We start from the raw sequence: 13275 nt of genomic DNA, 5'->3' as shown, positions 1-13275 counted from the left end.
CGACCATCATCCTCCATCCCGAAGGCTCGCCTCAATGATCCGCCGTACCCTCCTCGCCCTCCTCGCGGCGGCGCCGTTCGGGCTCGCCCCGGCCCAGGCCGCCGACTTCCTCCCGTACACGCCGGAAGCCCTGGCCGCCGCGCAGAAGGCCGGCAAACCCATCCTGGTCGAGATCAGCGCGCCCTGGTGCCCGATCTGCAAGACGCAAAGGCCCATCCTGGCGAAGCTTGGGGCCGACCCGCGGTTCAAGGATCTGCAGGTGTTCGACGTCGACTTCGACAGCCAGAAGCCGGCTCTCAAGGCACTCAACGCCCGCATGCAAAGCACGTTGATCGCGTTCAAGGGCGAGAAGGAGGTCGGGCGCTCCATCGGCGAGACCCAGCCCGAGTGGATCGAGGGCCTCGTGGAAAAGGCGCTCTGAGGCGAAACCCATGGTCGCCACCCTCGGCCTCGCCTTCCTCGCCGGCATCCTCTCCGTCCTGTCGCCGTGCGTGCTGCCGCTTCTGCCCTTGGTGCTCGGCGCGGCCGCTTCCGAGCACCGCCTGGGCCCCGCGGCGCTGGCCGCAGGTCTCGCGCTGTCCTTCGTCGTGATCGGCCTGTTCGTCGCCACGGTAGGCTTCGCCATCGGGCTCGACACCGACGTCTTCCGCACCGTCGCCGCGATCCTGCTGGTTCTGGTCGGCCTCGTCCTGATGGTCCCGGCGGTCCAGACGCGGCTGGCGGTGGCCGCCGGACCGGTGAGCGACTGGACCGAGACTCGGTTCGGCGGCTTCTCGACCGCCGGCCTCCTCGGCCAGTTCGGCGTCGGCCTCCTGCTTGGTGCCGTCTGGAGCCCCTGCGTCGGCCCGACGCTGGGCGCCGCCTCGCTCCTGGCCTCCCAGGGTCGGGATCTCGGCACCGTCGCCTTGACCATGTTCCTTTTCGGCATCGGCGCGGCGCTTCCGCTCCTGCTTCTCGGCACCCTGTCGCGCGAGGTCCTCATGCGCTGGCGCAACCGCATGATGAGCGCCGGCAAGGGTCTGAAGGCCGCGCTGGGCCTGATCCTGGTGGTGAGCGGGGCCGTGATCCTCGCGGGCTACGACAAGGCCATCGAGACCGCGCTGGTGAACGCTTCGCCGTCCTGGCTCACCGACCTCACCACTCGCCTCTGAGGGCCCGATCACCGATGCGTCTCGTCCGTTCCTGTCTCGCCGCCTGCCTCGTCTTGACGCCTTTCGGTGCCGAGGCCTGGGACATGATGGGTACCAAACGGATCGAGTTGCGCACCCGTGACGGCGACATCATCCCCGTGGGTTCCGTGACCTTCGAACCGGACGGCGCGGGGTCGAGGTTCAAGCTCGCGCTCGACCTGGCCGACTTCCGCGACCATTTCCTGTCCATGCGCGAGTTCAAGTGCGTGGAGGGGCCCGAGCTGCAGTGCTACGTGCCTTACCCGTACAAGAATCCCGCCACCGTCACGCGGGCCGATCTCTCCTGGCTGGAGCACAGCCTGATCTTCTTCTTCAAGGCCCCGACTGACTATGGAGCCAAACTGGCGAATGGACTGTACTATACGATGCAGATCACCGATGCCGGCATCGTGGGCATACCGCAATCGGTCGATCTCAACGAGATCGCCGCTCCGCCGGGCAATCCCGAATTACCACCCTTGGGACCCGAGAGCAGGTCTGACATTGAGCCGCGCGCGCGGTGGATAGAGGCCCTGATCATCCGATGACGAGGTTCTGACCGTCACTGTAGACAGCCAAAATAGTCGTCCTCGATCCGCTCGCCTCTCGAAACCACCAATAACCCTCCTCTTCGCTATAGCCTTGAACCTGATAGGAAACGATCTGAGCCTCCGCGAAGGCTGCGACCGCTTCCCGGCTCGGGAATCCTTCCTTGTAGACCCCGATCCACGATACGAGTTGTCCGGGCCCCAAAGGACGCTCGAAGCGGTGGATACAGGCCATTTGATCCCGCTGCCTCCTTTTGATGTATTCCTATATACCTACCTCTGGAGGGGCCAATAATACTTCATTCATGGCTGATGCAGCCATGATGGATCGCCTATAGTATTTGCCATGAGCTTCGATCAGATACGCAAGTAGCTCCAGCCCGCCTCTTGTAGTGTCACCAGCCGGACGGCACCGGCACGCACCACGCCGACGTTCGGCAACAGTTCCAATTTATGCCCTTCCGCGTGTTCCATGGCAGCAATTGTGTTGCCGCAGGCTGAAAGTGCGATACCTGGAACACTGTCCGTTACTGATTGAATACGAGCCCTGACCGTTGAGGTATCGGACCGAACCATGTGAAGACCGGGGCCGTAGGCGACGATCTCGACCTCGACCTCTTCGGCAGCCTCGCCGAATTCACGCGCGAGGTTGACGGCATTGTTGAGGGCGAGATCGAACACGCCGGCATCGTTCGTGCTCACCTGCATCGCAATCCGATGCGTTTTCACGCCGGTCTCGGCGGCCCTGGCCCGCGTGGCTACCAGCGTGGCCATCAGCGTCGCGATGCCCGACACGCCCCTGCGTGACATCATCATGTTCGATCCTCCCGCCCTTGCGATGTCGTTGGCCCCCGACGCCGCGTGAGGGCTTTTGCTTGAGCGGACCTGACGGCGTCAGTCCGCGGAGGCTCGGCTCAGGCAGGCACGAATCGGAAGGCGTCGCCGGATCGCTCGACGCGGCCGACACCCGAGCCCGGCAAGTGGAATCCGACGAGCGTCATCCGCTCGTTGGCCAAGCGGTCGAGCAGAGCAAGGCGGGTGCGAATCGCCAGATCGCGGTCCAGGTCGCTTCCGAACGCCCAGCCGGGCCGGCGGAAGGAGATGAGCGCATGGCTGAGGGCGTCGCCACCGATCAGGATCTGCTCACGCCCCGCCTCGACGAGGACCGAGGCGTGCCCCGGCGTGTGCCCGGGCGTCGCCACGTAGGTGAGGCCCGGCGCGACTGTCTCGCCGGGCTTGCGCCGCTCCATCTTGGCTTCCAGGCGCTTGAGCGTGCGCCGGGAGCCGACCGCCAATCCTTTCAGCCAGTCCGGCACCGTCGTCTCGACGTCGTCGCGGGTCCAGAAGTCCCATTCCGCGGCCGGCACGACGTAGCGGGCATTGGGAAACCGCTCGCTGTCGTCGAAATCGTCGACGGCGCCCCAAAGGTGGTCGGGATGGGCGTGCGTGAACACGACCCGGGTGACCGCTTCGCGCGCGACACCGGCCGCCTCCAGCGTGTCCGAAAGCTTGCCCGCCGTCGGCTGGAAGGAGTTGCCCGAACCCGCATCGATCAGGATGACCTCGCCGCCGACGCGCACGACGGACACGTTCGTCGGGATCGGGCCGGCTTCGAGGGGTTCCTGCGCGGTCTTGAAGAGCGCCTCGACCTCTGCGCGCGGCGCTTCGGGCAGCATGAAGCCGAGGGACGAGGCCAGCGTGCCGTCGCTGGCCGTCTTCACTATACCCTTGTCCAGGTCCTTGCCGGCCTCGACGGCTTCCGCCGGAGCGGCGGCTGTCCGCCCTGTCGGCCAAGCGGTTGCCAGCAGCGCCGTCATGCCGGCGACGACCGCCCGCCTGTCGCACGTCGAAGCATGCGATCCGGGCCTCACCGCGTTCTGAACCTCGGGCATCGTCGGACCTCCCGGATTGCCGCAGCCTACTGGACCGGCGCCGACGGCTTGGCCGCCTCGGATGCCTTCTCGGGGGTCACGTCGAGAGCGCGGGCGCGACTGGTGATGGCCGCCTCCTTCGGCAGGCAGTCCTTCATGCAGGGCTTGGCGTTCCAGAACTCCTTCTCCGCGGTCTCGCGGTCGTCCATGAAGAAGTTCTTCTCGTTCGGCAGGCGGATGGTGGCGAGGTTCTTCTCGTTCACCTCAAAGTCCTGATCCTTCAGGATGTCGTTGAGATAGAGAAGGTAGGCGGTGACCGAATAGGTCTCGTCGGGCGTCAGCGTCTGCGCCGCACCGAACGGCATCGCCCGATGGATGAAGTCGAACACGGTCGAGACGTAGGGCCAGTACGAGCCGACGGTCTTGACCGGGCTGTCCGACTTGATCGTGCCGGCGCCGCCCGCGAGTTCGGGCCAGCGGCCGGCGCCCTCGCCGAACTCGCCGTGGCAACTGGCGCAACGCTCCTGAAAGATCGTCTCGCCGAGCGCTGCCGTGCCCTTGCCTACCGGCAGACCCTGGCCGTCGGGGCGCACGTCGATGTCCCAGCCCTTGATCTCTTCCGGCGTCGCGGCGCGCCCGATGTTCAGCCGCTCCGCCGAAGCCGGCGCGACCGCCAGGAAGAGGCCTGCGAAGGCGATGAGGATGCGGTTAGGCGACCTCGACATTCTCGATCTCCCCGTTGGGCAGCACGTGCCAGGTCTGGATGCCGTTGTTGTGGTAGATCGAGTTGAGACCGCGGTGCTGGCGCAACGCCGCCTTGGTGGGCTGGACATAGCCGGTCTCGTCGACGGCGCGCGATTGCAGCAACAGCGGATCGCCGTTCCAGTCGAACTCGTAATAGAAGCGCGTCAGCGCCTTATCGAGCACGGGCCCGTCGAGGCGCGCGGCGCGCCAATTGCGCCCGCCGTCCAGCGAAACATCGACGCTCCGGATCGCGCCACGGCCGGACCAGGCGAGGCCCGAGAGCACCGTGAAGCCTTTGCGGTGCAACGGCGCCTGCGGGCTCGGATCGGTGATGATGGACTTCGCGTCCATGGCCCAGGTGAAGCGCCGGGCCTGCCCGTCCGGCAGGAGAGCGGTGTATTTCGAGGTTTCTTCGCGGGTGTGCCAGGGCTCGTCGCCGACCTTGATCCGGCGCAACCACTTCACCCACATGTTGCCCTGCCAGCCGGGCAGGACGAGGCGCAAGGGATAGCCGTGCTCGGGATAGAGCGCCTCGCCGTTCATGGCGTAGGCGACGATGGCGTCGTCCAGCGCCTTCTCGATCGGCACTGACCGGGTCATCGCCGAGGCGTCGGCGCCTTCCGGCAGCAGCCACTTGGCGTTGGTCTTGAGTCCCGCCTCTTCCAGCAGGCGCTTGAGCGGCACACCGGTGTACATCACGCAGTGGATCATGCCGTGGGTGAACTGGCAGCCGTTGAGTTGCGCGCCCTTCCACTCCATGCCGGAATTGGCCGCGCATTCGAGGAAGGCGATGCGGTTGACGCGAGGGAAGCGCTTCACGTCCTCCAAGGTCAGCATAAGCGGCTTCTCGACGAGGCCGTGGATCATCAGCCGATGCTCGGCCGGGTCGATCTCGGCGATGCCGCCGTGATGACGCTCGAAGCCGAGGCCGTTCGGGGTGATGATGCCCTCCAGCCGGTGCAGCGGCGTGAAGCTGACCGAACTCTGACGAGAGGCGGTCAACCACTCGACATCGCGGCGCACCACGTCCGCCTCGAACTTCGAGGGGCGGCCGTAGGGCCGGCTGACGACGCCGTCGCCGAGGGATTGCGACCATTCGGGCACGTTCGGCGGCAGGTTCTTGGCATCCGGCATCTCGGCGGCGGCCCGGCCTGCGAAGGCACCGGCTCCGACCGCGCCGCCCAGCGCGAGCCCACTGCGCAGGAATGATCTCCGGGAGGTCGGCCTCGACGAATTGGCGCGCTGCTTCGGTTCAGACATGGGCCTCTCCGAACTGTTTCATGTATTATGATATGTGAATGTTTAAGTCGCGGTTATGCGCCGCGGACAGTGACTTGCGCTGGCGTCGGGCTCACCGTTCCCTTCCGCTGGACATGCGCAGCCACGACGTCCCAAATCGGCGGCCCCTCGGTGCCCTCGTTGACGCTGGCCCAGCCGGCCACGGTGTAGGACGCCCCCGCCTCGATCGGCTTGCCGGTGCGCAGGAGCGTCAGGTCGGAGATGCGTTGCCCGGCCGGGCGGGCGATGTCGATGGCGTAGGAGACGCCGCCGACCCGCACCATGTCGCCACCCTGCTGGTAATACGGGTCCTCGTTGAAGAGGTTGTCGGCCACGTCCTCCAGCACTTCCTTGAGTCGGGCGCCGGTCATGGTCATGCGGTAGGCCGCCGGGTAGGTGATGGCGGTGGCGTTGTAGATGTCCTCGCGGGTGATCGGCTGCCCCGGAAGCAGCGTCGTGCCCCAGCGGAAGCCCGGCGAGAGCGCGATCTCGGCATCCCGCTCCGAGAGCAGCGCGTCGCAGATCATGTCGTCGAGGGTGCCGTTGAAGTTGCCGCGCCGGTAGAGCAGGCTCTCGGTCCGGCCGAGCTCCTCCCCCAGCATGACTTCGTGGGGCGCCCGGATCGCCTGGATCCTGGCCGCCATCGCCGCCTGCGGGGCGATCACGTCGGAGAAGATCGGGATCAACTTCGAGCGAAAGCCTTTCACCGCGCCGTCCCGTACGTCGAGATCGACCCGGGTCAGGAACTTGCCGTGGCTGCCCGAGGCGATGAGCAGGGTCCGGCCGACCTTCACCGCCTGCGGCAGCGCATCGTGGGTGTGGCCGGTGAGGACCACGTCGATGCCCTTCACCCGCGAAGCGAGCTTGCGATCGACGTCGAAGCCGTTGTGCGAGAGCAGGACGATAAGGTCGGCGCCCTCCTTGCGGGCCTTGTCGATGCTGGCCTGCACGTCCTCCTCGCGGATGCCGAACGACCAGTTCGGTATCATCCAGCGCGGGTTGGCGATGGGCGTGTAGGGGAAGGCCTGCCCGATCACCGCGACCTTCGCGCCGCCGCGCTCGAACATCTTCGTGGATTCGAAGGCCGGCTCGTTCCACTCGGCGTCGCGCACGTTCTGGCCGAGGAACGGGCAGCCGAGCCCGTCGACGATCTCCTTCACGCGGTCGGTGCCGAGGGTGAATTCCCAGTGGCCCGTCATGGCGTCGGGTTTGAGCAGCGCCATGCAATCGACCATGTCCTGGCCCTTGCTCAGCATCGACGTGTAGCTGTTCTGCCAAGTGTCGCCGCCGTCGAGGAACAGCACCTTGTCGCCCCGTTCGGCGCGGATCGCCTCGAGCACCGTGGCGATGCGGTCGAGGCCGCCCATGCGGCCGTAGCTGCGGGCGAGCGCGACGTAGTCCTCCGGCGTCAGGGCGTGGGCGAGCGGCGAGCCGCCGGGAATGCCGTAGAGGTCGAGCGTGGCGCGCCCCGTGATGTGGGGTACCTGCCCCCGCGCCTCGCCGACGCCGAGATTGGTCGAGGGCTCGCGGAACAGCACCGGCCGGAGCTGCGCGTGGATATCGGTCAGATGGACCAGGGTGACGTTGCCCATCGGCTCGAAGGCCAGGAGGTCGTCCTGGGTGAGGCGCTGCTGGGCGAAGGCGCGGGTCCAGCCCGACGGCACGAGGGCGGCGGTGGCGGCGGCGATCTGCAGGAAGTCGCGGCGTGAGGTCATGGTTCGCGTCCCCGCGCTCAGTTGCGGACGGCAGGCGTCTCGACCGGAAGGCCGAGGCCGCGCCAAGCGACGTAGGTTTCGAGGGCGACGAACTCGTCGGAGAGCGGCTTGAAGGGCGTGGCCCGCACGTCCTGCATGCAGCCCTCCATGCGCTCGTGCAGCGGCACGAGGCGCTGGTCGCGCAGACGGTAGACGGGAAAACCGTTGCTCTGGCCCTGGCTGAGGAAATCCGCGCGCAGATACTTGCCGTGGTTCGACTGGTGGCAACTCGCGCAGGCGAGGTCGAGCTGGCCGTTGCGCTGGTAGTAGAGGGCCTTGCCGCGTTCGAACCAGGGCGTCATCGGCCCGTCGACCTTCACGGCGACCGGCATGCCGCGGGACTGGTTGCGAAGGTAGGTCGTCATGGCGGTGAGTTCGGGCGAGCCGAAGGCCCAGGGCTCGGCCTTCATCGCCCCCTTGCGGCAGAGGTCGATCCGCTGTTCGAGGTTGACCGGCTTCCCAAGCTTCTCGTTCCACTTCGGATAGGCGGCCGCGACGCCCTTCATGGAGGTGGCCGCCTCGTTGTGGCAGCTCGCGCAGGACTTGCCCGCCGCCCCGTCGATCTTCGACCAGAGTTCCTCGCCCTGCTCCACGGCGAGGAAGCCCGGATTGTTGAAGTCGTCGGCCTGCATGGCCTGCGTCTCCTTCGAGCGGAAATACAGGCCCGAGACGACCTGATCGAACGGGGAATCTGGGCTTTGCGGCGTGATGCCGTGTCCCTGCCAAGCCGGCCGCTCCGCGCCGTCCTGCGCCTGCGGCGCGACGGCGGAAGTCAGGATCACGGCGGCGGCCAAGGCCAGGCGAAGGGGAACGGACGGCATGGGGGGCTCCGACTCGGGCGTTGGCGGGCGCTGCGGGGCGGGACGCCCCGGGTAGGCGTCACGAGACCTTGATCTGCTCCGTGGCCTGGATTTTGGAGCCGTCGTCGTCGGTCCAAGTGAAGGTCAAGGTTCCCGACTCGGCGGGCTTGATCTTGAATTGAAAGTAGGGGTTGGCCGATACGGCGCCCTCCATATTGGCGCTGAAGATCGTCTTTCCGTTCAGGTCGCAGCTGAAGGCGTTCAGGATCTTGCGCGGGATGGTCTTGCCATCCTTGTCCTTGCGCTGACCCGATTCCATCGTGTGCGACACAAGCGTCTTCACCTCGATGACGCCGCCCTTGGCGATGTCCTTCTTGTCCAGTTTGATCCGCGGTTTCACGTCTGCCATGTCGTCCTCCGGGTCTCGTGCTGTCTCTTGTTCGTCCAGACGTCAGCCGCCGCAGCCGCCGATGGTGACCTTCACTTGGCGGACGTCGCTGAAGACCGAGCCGTCGTTCATGCGGGCGATCGCGACAACGTTCTGGGTCTCGGCGAGGCGGATGCGCGTGTTGGCTTCGGCGACGCTCGACGGCGAGAAATGGAAGCTGATGACGCCGGGGTTCGGATTGCCTTCGGCGACGATCATCACCTCCTCGACGAAGCTCTCCTCCGTCATCGGCACATCGACGCTCACCGTCATCGGCACGGTGTTGCCGTTCTCGGCGATCTCGGGGAGTTCGAGTCTGACCTTCCCCCTGACCGGCTCCTTGCCGCGGGTGAACGCCTTGATGGCTTCCTCGCTGTTGTTCTTGGCCGCACGCGCGGGCCCGGCGCGCAGGGACAGCGTCGCGGCCAGGACGGCGCCGGTGCCCAGGGCCAGGGCTTGGCGGCGGTTCATTGCGTTTCTCATCGGAAGCGGCTCCCGGGTCACGTCAGGGTTGGATCACTTGAGGGTGGTGAGGTAGGCGACCACGTCCTCGACCTGCTGGGCGGTGAGGATCGGCTTGCCCTGGAACTCGGCGCGGACACGGCTCAATCCGTCGATCCGGTAGAAGGCCGGCATCACGGTCGCTTCGCCGAAGACGTGCTTCGGATTGACCACGATCATGCGCAGATGCGCCGCGCTCCAGCGGCCGGCGACGCCGTCGAGGGAAGGTCCGACCTCGCCGTGGAACGATTCCGTCTTGAGCGACGAGACCTGATGGCAGCCGAGACAATTGCCCTGACGGCGGTTCACCACGACCTTGACGCCGGCGGCGGCGTCCCCGGCCTTGTCGGTGAGGGGATCGGGAACGGCGTCCGTCCCGTCGGCGGCGACGATCCGGAACGGCGCGAGGCCGCCCGAACCCGTCTCCGATGCGGCGGTCGTCGCCAGAGCGCAAGCTCCCGCGACCGCCAAGGCATGGATCTGCCTGCGCATCTGGCGTTTCCTCGGTGTGCCGTCTGGTGCGGCTTGCGCGGTCGGTCCCGACCGCTCGCTGCGTCGCCGGGCCTCAACCCATCGACATATGCGAATTATTGCAAGTTTGACCGGGGCGCCGTCCGAGTCAAGAAAAAAACTTCTACGTCGCGAGCCGCCGGCGATAAAACTATTCGCCGCCGCGGGGTGCCGGACGGTCGAGATAGGTTTCGAGATCGGTGCCGGCATAGGCGCGCTCGGCCACGAAGGCGAAGGTGCGCCGGAACTCCTCGGGCGGTACATAGCCCTTCATGCGCAGGACCTCCCGCTCCGCCGGAGCCTTGCCGGCGAGGGCCTCGACCGTCTCTCCGAAGAACTGCACCGTCGGCGTCGAGTAGACGCCGTACTTTGCGGCGAAGCCCTTCTCGGACAGGCGCTCGCCGTCGAAATCCGTGACCTCCCGGGCGCCGATGATGTTGAGCTGCAGGATGTCAAAGTGTTCCCGGACATACCGGCTGACGGCGGCGTCGGCGAAATTCACTTGGTGCAGCCGCTTGCAGAACGGGCAGCCTCGCAGTTCCCACAGGATTGCGAGGCGCCGGCCGTGCGCGCCGGCCGCGCGCAGGTCGTCGGCGAGGTCGAGGAAGCTCTCGAGGAACCAGGGCTGATGATAGAGGCCGTCGTCACCGAGGACGGCCTGAGCCCGGGCCCGGCCGGCAAGGGAGCTGCACGCCAGCCCCGCGACACCGCCACTCAGCAACCGGCGTCGCGTCAGCATGATCGCCATCGTGGCAGCCCTCCCGGCCGATATTCGATTTTATGCATGTGTAGGGGAAGCCGACGAGGCGGGCAACGGCGACAGGAGGGCCACTCGAAACACATTCGCCTTTTGCTATATAGTGGATGGCCGACAGCGCTTGAGCGAGGACGCGTGATGCGAGCGACGCGCCGATCGGTGATGGCCCTGGCGGGCGGCCTCCTTCTCATCGCCTCGAACGCGATGGCGGCCGAACTCGTGCTCTTCGAACTGGCGGGTTGCCCGTGGTGCACGATCTGGAACCGCACGATCGGGCCGATCTATCCGAAGTCGGAGGTCGGGCGGCGCGCGCCGTTGCGGCGCGTCGCGCTCGGCGACGGCATTCCCGCCGGACTCACGCTGAAGGGCCCGATCCGCTACACACCGACCTTCGTCCTCGTCGAGGAGGGCCGCGAAGTCGACCGGATCGAGGGCTATTCCGGAGAGGATTTCTTCTGGGCCCGGATCGAGGCTCTGGTCGGCCGGCGGCCGCCTTCGCCTTGACCGGGCATGGGAGTTGCCCGAGGCCCATGTTTGAGAGGATGCGACGATGCCGCTTCAGGCGGAAACGGTGACGACCGGCCCGGAGCAGGGCGCGCTCGACCTCGATCTGCTGCTCGCCAATGCCCGCGACGCGAGCGAGCTCCTTAAGGCGCTCGCCCACGAGGCCCGGCTCGTGATCCTCTGCCTGCTGGTCGAGGGCGAGCGGTCCGTCTCGGAACTGGAGCAGTTGCTGAACCTGCGCCAGCCGGCGGTGTCGCAACAGCTCGCCCGCCTGCGCGCCGACGATCTCGTGGAGGCGCGTCGGGACGGGAAGAACATCTACTACGCCCTCGCCCGGCCCGAGGTCCGCGAGATCATCGCGGCCCTGCACCGCGCCTTCTGCGACGCGCGGAGTCGGTGAGCGGCGCGTCCGCTCAGGCGTGCCGGTCGACGAGATAGTACAGGCCTGCGCGCGCGCCGACGAGTATCGAGGCGAGGGCGAGCATCGAGCCGACCGACAGCGTCGAGAGCCCGCTCAGGCCCTGGCCGATGGTGCAGCCCAGGGCCGTCACGCCTCCGGTCCCCATGAGGAACGCTCCGAGGACGTGGCGCCCGACCTCGCGGGCATCGTCGGGGGCTTCCCAGCGGAACTCGCCCGAGCCGCGCGCCGCGGCGAAGGCCCCCAGGATCACCCCGAGGACGGACCCGACACCGAAATCGACCTTCGTTCCGCTGGCGAGCATCGCGTAGAGGAGCGTGTCCCCGACGGGACGGGCGAAGCTGAAGGACACGAGCGTGCGCGGCTCGAACGCATCGTCGCCGAGGATGCCGTTGACCCACCAGCCGCCGACGATGACGCTCCCGACGACGAGGGCGCCGAAGGGGAGCCGGCGGGTCGCCCGGAAGTCGCGTCCGGCGAGGGCCGCGCCGATGAGTGTCACGGACGCCACCACCGCAAGACCCAGCAGGCCATGCCGCGCCCGGTCGAGCCCGAGAAGGGCGCCGAGTCGCTGCGCCTCGGCTCCGTCGAGGTCGAGGCTCAACGGCTCGGTCGCGGGTGCGCGCAGGAGACCGGTCAGGCCTCCGATGGCCATGGAGGCGGACAGGCCCAGCACCAGCAGCACGAGGAAGGCGCGCAGATCCCCGCCGCCGAGGCGCAGCAGCGCCCCGAAGCCGCAGGTTCCGACGAGCGCCATCCCGAACCCGAACATGACGCCGCCGACGATCAGCCCTCCCCATTCGAGACGGGAGCCGGCATAGAGCGAGCGGGCGAGATCGAGCCCGGCGAACGCCTCCAACAGATGCACGCCGAGGATCGCCACGCCCGCGGCGAGCATCCAGGCGCGAGCCCGGCGCAGATCGCGGGCGTAGACGGCATCCTCCACGGCGCCGAGGGTGCAGAACCGCCCGCGCCGGGCGACGAGACCCAACAAGGCGCCCAGAGCGAGGCCGAAAGCGGCGCGGAGGAGATGCGCCGGCAGAAACTCCAACATCACGCCCGGTTCGTCCCCCATCCGCGATCCAGGGTCAAACGGCGGCCTCGGCGCCACCGTTGAGTTTCACCGGGATCGTCAGGTAGCGTACGCCGTTCGCCTCCGCCGGGGGAAACCTGCCGGCGCGGATATTCACCTGGATCGAGGGCAGGAGCAGGCGCGGGGCGGCGAGCGTGGCGTCGCGGGCCGTGCGCATCGCCGCGAACGCCTCCTCGCTCACCCCTTCCTTTACATGGACGTTGCTCCGGCGCTGCTCGGCGACCGTCGTCTCCCAGGCATAGGTATCCCGCCCCGGCGCCTTGTAATCGTGGCACAGGTGCAGCCGCGTCTCGGGCGGCAGGGCGAGAAGACGCCGGATCGAGCGGTAGAGCGCGTGCACGTCCCCGCCGGGGAAATCGGCCCGGGCCGTGCCGAAATCGGGCATGAACAGCGTGTCGCCGACGAAGACGTGGTTGCCGATGCGGTAGCAGATGTCGGCCGGCGTATGGCCGGGGGTGTAGAGAACGGAGATGGTCAGGTCGCCGATCCCGAACGTCTCGCCGTCCGTGAACAGATGGTCGAAGTCGCTGCCATCGGTCCTCAGGTCGGTGGCATTGAAGACCGGCCGGAAGATCTTCTGGACCTCGCGGATATGCTCGCCGATGCCGATTCGCGCGCCCGTCTTCGCCTTGACGTAGGGTGAGCCGGAGAGGTGGTCGGCATGGGCGTGGGTCTCCAGCGTCCAGACCACGCGATAGCCTTCCTCGGTCGCGACCTTCAGCATCGCCTCGACCGAGCGTGTGTCGACGCTGCCGCCGTTGTGGTCGTAGTCGAGGACCGGATCGATGAAGGCCGCCGCCTTCGTCACGGGATCGGCCACGATGTAGCTCACGGTGTTGGTGGGCTCGTCGAAGAAGGCGCGGATGATCGGTTCGGACATGGATTGTCTCCTGTCGGTGAA

At 67.3% G+C, this 13275-nt stretch carries 17 protein-coding genes; 5 read left to right on the top strand and 12 right to left on the bottom strand.

The window, feature by feature from the left end; translation table 11 throughout:
- Positions 1-34 precede the first annotated feature (34 nt).
- Genes HNR51_RS20235 through HNR51_RS20225 form a run of 3 tightly spaced genes read left to right on the top strand, consistent with a single transcriptional unit; the run spans position 35 to position 1717 of the window.
- Positions 35-421: a thioredoxin family protein gene (locus tag HNR51_RS20235; protein WP_108939612.1), complete on the top strand. Its 387-nt coding sequence runs from the start codon at positions 35-37 to the stop codon at positions 419-421.
- 10 nt (positions 422-431) lie between these two features.
- Positions 432-1151 carry a cytochrome c biogenesis CcdA family protein gene (locus HNR51_RS20230; protein WP_108939611.1) on the top strand — a complete coding sequence of 240 codons (720 nt, stop codon included), beginning with the start codon at positions 432-434 and terminating at the stop codon, positions 1149-1151.
- 14 nt (positions 1152-1165) lie between these two features.
- The gene (locus HNR51_RS20225; protein ID WP_108939610.1) at positions 1166-1717 is read left to right on the top strand and encodes a hypothetical protein; all 552 of its coding nucleotides are present in this window, start codon (positions 1166-1168) and stop codon (positions 1715-1717) included.
- Positions 1718-2074: 357 nt separating this feature from the next.
- On the opposite strand, the gene HNR51_RS20220 is transcribed toward HNR51_RS20225, so the two are convergent.
- The 10 genes from HNR51_RS20220 to HNR51_RS20175 form a co-directional block, all read right to left on the bottom strand.
- A complete protein-coding gene (locus HNR51_RS20220) occupies positions 2075-2533 on the bottom strand; it encodes a DsrE family protein (protein ID WP_108939608.1) in 459 nt (152 codons plus the stop codon).
- A gap of 98 nt (positions 2534-2631) precedes the next feature.
- A complete protein-coding gene (locus tag HNR51_RS20215; protein WP_108939607.1) occupies positions 2632-3609 on the bottom strand; it encodes an MBL fold metallo-hydrolase in 978 nt (325 codons plus the stop codon).
- Positions 3610-3635: 26 nt separating this feature from the next.
- Positions 3636-4313 carry a c-type cytochrome gene (locus HNR51_RS20210; RefSeq protein ID WP_108939606.1) on the bottom strand — a complete coding sequence of 226 codons (678 nt, stop codon included), beginning with the start codon at positions 4311-4313 and terminating at the stop codon, positions 3636-3638.
- The gene (gene soxC / locus HNR51_RS20205) at positions 4297-5592 is read right to left on the bottom strand and encodes a sulfite dehydrogenase (RefSeq protein WP_108939605.1); all 1296 of its coding nucleotides are present in this window, start codon (positions 5590-5592) and stop codon (positions 4297-4299) included. Before soxC ends, HNR51_RS20210 begins: the two co-directional genes overlap by 17 nt.
- 53 nt (positions 5593-5645) lie before the next feature.
- Complete coding sequence (gene soxB, locus HNR51_RS20200; protein ID WP_108939604.1) at positions 5646-7325, bottom strand: thiosulfohydrolase SoxB; 1680 nt, start codon at positions 7323-7325, stop codon at positions 5646-5648.
- Between the two features lie 17 nt (positions 7326-7342).
- Positions 7343-8185 (bottom strand): sulfur oxidation c-type cytochrome SoxA, encoded by an 843-nt coding sequence (gene soxA, locus HNR51_RS20195; RefSeq protein ID WP_108939603.1) that lies wholly within the window; start codon positions 8183-8185, stop codon positions 7343-7345.
- A 58-nt stretch (positions 8186-8243) separates the two neighbouring features.
- Positions 8244-8573, bottom strand: coding sequence for a thiosulfate oxidation carrier complex protein SoxZ (gene soxZ / locus HNR51_RS20190; RefSeq protein ID WP_108939602.1), 330 nt, complete (start codon positions 8571-8573; stop codon positions 8244-8246).
- Between the two features lie 42 nt (positions 8574-8615).
- Positions 8616-9074 carry a thiosulfate oxidation carrier protein SoxY gene (gene soxY / locus HNR51_RS20185; RefSeq protein WP_108939601.1) on the bottom strand — a complete coding sequence of 153 codons (459 nt, stop codon included), beginning with the start codon at positions 9072-9074 and terminating at the stop codon, positions 8616-8618.
- 33 nt (positions 9075-9107) lie between these two features.
- Entirely contained in the window at positions 9108-9584 is a 477-nt protein-coding gene (soxX, locus tag HNR51_RS20180; protein ID WP_108939600.1) for a sulfur oxidation c-type cytochrome SoxX, read from the bottom strand.
- Positions 9585-9753: 169 nt separating this feature from the next.
- A complete protein-coding gene (locus HNR51_RS20175) occupies positions 9754-10341 on the bottom strand; it encodes a thioredoxin family protein (RefSeq protein ID WP_108942866.1) in 588 nt (195 codons plus the stop codon).
- Between the two features lie 156 nt (positions 10342-10497).
- Here HNR51_RS20175 and HNR51_RS20170 point away from each other — a divergent pair, with 156 nt between their 5' ends.
- Together HNR51_RS20170 and HNR51_RS20165 are read left to right on the top strand one after the other, a co-directional pair.
- On the top strand, positions 10498-10863 hold the full coding sequence (locus HNR51_RS20170) for a thioredoxin domain-containing protein (protein WP_239681434.1): 366 nt from the start codon (positions 10498-10500) through the stop codon (positions 10861-10863).
- A gap of 46 nt (positions 10864-10909) precedes the next feature.
- Positions 10910-11263: an ArsR/SmtB family transcription factor gene (locus HNR51_RS20165; protein WP_108939599.1), complete on the top strand. Its 354-nt coding sequence runs from the start codon at positions 10910-10912 to the stop codon at positions 11261-11263.
- A gap of 13 nt (positions 11264-11276) precedes the next feature.
- On the opposite strand, the gene HNR51_RS20160 is transcribed toward HNR51_RS20165, so the two are convergent.
- Positions 11277-12335, bottom strand: a complete 1059-nt coding sequence (locus tag HNR51_RS20160) for a YeeE/YedE family protein (protein ID WP_108942865.1) — start codon at positions 12333-12335, stop codon at positions 11277-11279.
- A 34-nt stretch (positions 12336-12369) separates the two neighbouring features.
- On the bottom strand, positions 12370-13254 hold the full coding sequence (locus tag HNR51_RS20155; RefSeq protein ID WP_108939598.1) for an MBL fold metallo-hydrolase: 885 nt from the start codon (positions 13252-13254) through the stop codon (positions 12370-12372).
- Positions 13255-13275 lie beyond the last annotated feature (21 nt).

It is taken from the genome of Methylorubrum thiocyanatum, from assembly GCA_014138645.1.
GTDB classification, from domain to species: Bacteria; Pseudomonadota; Alphaproteobacteria; order Rhizobiales; family Beijerinckiaceae; genus Methylobacterium; species Methylobacterium thiocyanatum.
This window is presented reverse-complemented; position numbering and strand designations above follow the sequence as displayed.

Excerpts from the sequence above, each read along its gene's own strand:
- HNR51_RS20235 (WP_108939612.1), top strand. The coding sequence starts at position 35 with ATGATCCGCCGTACCCTCCTCGCCCTCCTCGCGGCGGCGCCGTTCGGG.
- HNR51_RS20230 (WP_108939611.1), top strand. The coding sequence starts at position 432 with ATGGTCGCCACCCTCGGCCTCGCCTTCCTCGCCGGCATCCTCTCCGTC.
- HNR51_RS20225 (WP_108939610.1), top strand. The coding sequence starts at position 1,166 with ATGCGTCTCGTCCGTTCCTGTCTCGCCGCCTGCCTCGTCTTGACGCCT.
- HNR51_RS20220 (WP_108939608.1), bottom strand. The coding sequence starts at position 2,533 with ATGATGATGTCACGCAGGGGCGTGTCGGGCATCGCGACGCTGATGGCC.
- HNR51_RS20215 (WP_108939607.1), bottom strand. The coding sequence starts at position 3,609 with ATGCCCGAGGTTCAGAACGCGGTGAGGCCCGGATCGCATGCTTCGACG.
- HNR51_RS20210 (WP_108939606.1), bottom strand. The coding sequence starts at position 4,313 with ATGTCGAGGTCGCCTAACCGCATCCTCATCGCCTTCGCAGGCCTCTTC.
- soxC (WP_108939605.1), bottom strand. The coding sequence starts at position 5,592 with ATGTCTGAACCGAAGCAGCGCGCCAATTCGTCGAGGCCGACCTCCCGG.
- soxB (WP_108939604.1), bottom strand. The coding sequence starts at position 7,325 with ATGACCTCACGCCGCGACTTCCTGCAGATCGCCGCCGCCACCGCCGCC.
- soxA (WP_108939603.1), bottom strand. The coding sequence starts at position 8,185 with ATGCCGTCCGTTCCCCTTCGCCTGGCCTTGGCCGCCGCCGTGATCCTG.
- soxZ (WP_108939602.1), bottom strand. The coding sequence starts at position 8,573 with ATGGCAGACGTGAAACCGCGGATCAAACTGGACAAGAAGGACATCGCC.
- soxY (WP_108939601.1), bottom strand. The coding sequence starts at position 9,074 with ATGAGAAACGCAATGAACCGCCGCCAAGCCCTGGCCCTGGGCACCGGC.
- soxX (WP_108939600.1), bottom strand. The coding sequence starts at position 9,584 with ATGCGCAGGCAGATCCATGCCTTGGCGGTCGCGGGAGCTTGCGCTCTG.
- HNR51_RS20175 (WP_108942866.1), bottom strand. The coding sequence starts at position 10,341 with ATGCTGACGCGACGCCGGTTGCTGAGTGGCGGTGTCGCGGGGCTGGCG.
- HNR51_RS20170 (WP_239681434.1), top strand. The coding sequence starts at position 10,498 with ATGCGAGCGACGCGCCGATCGGTGATGGCCCTGGCGGGCGGCCTCCTT.
- HNR51_RS20165 (WP_108939599.1), top strand. The coding sequence starts at position 10,910 with ATGCCGCTTCAGGCGGAAACGGTGACGACCGGCCCGGAGCAGGGCGCG.
- HNR51_RS20160 (WP_108942865.1), bottom strand. The coding sequence starts at position 12,335 with ATGTTGGAGTTTCTGCCGGCGCATCTCCTCCGCGCCGCTTTCGGCCTC.
- HNR51_RS20155 (WP_108939598.1), bottom strand. The coding sequence starts at position 13,254 with ATGTCCGAACCGATCATCCGCGCCTTCTTCGACGAGCCCACCAACACC.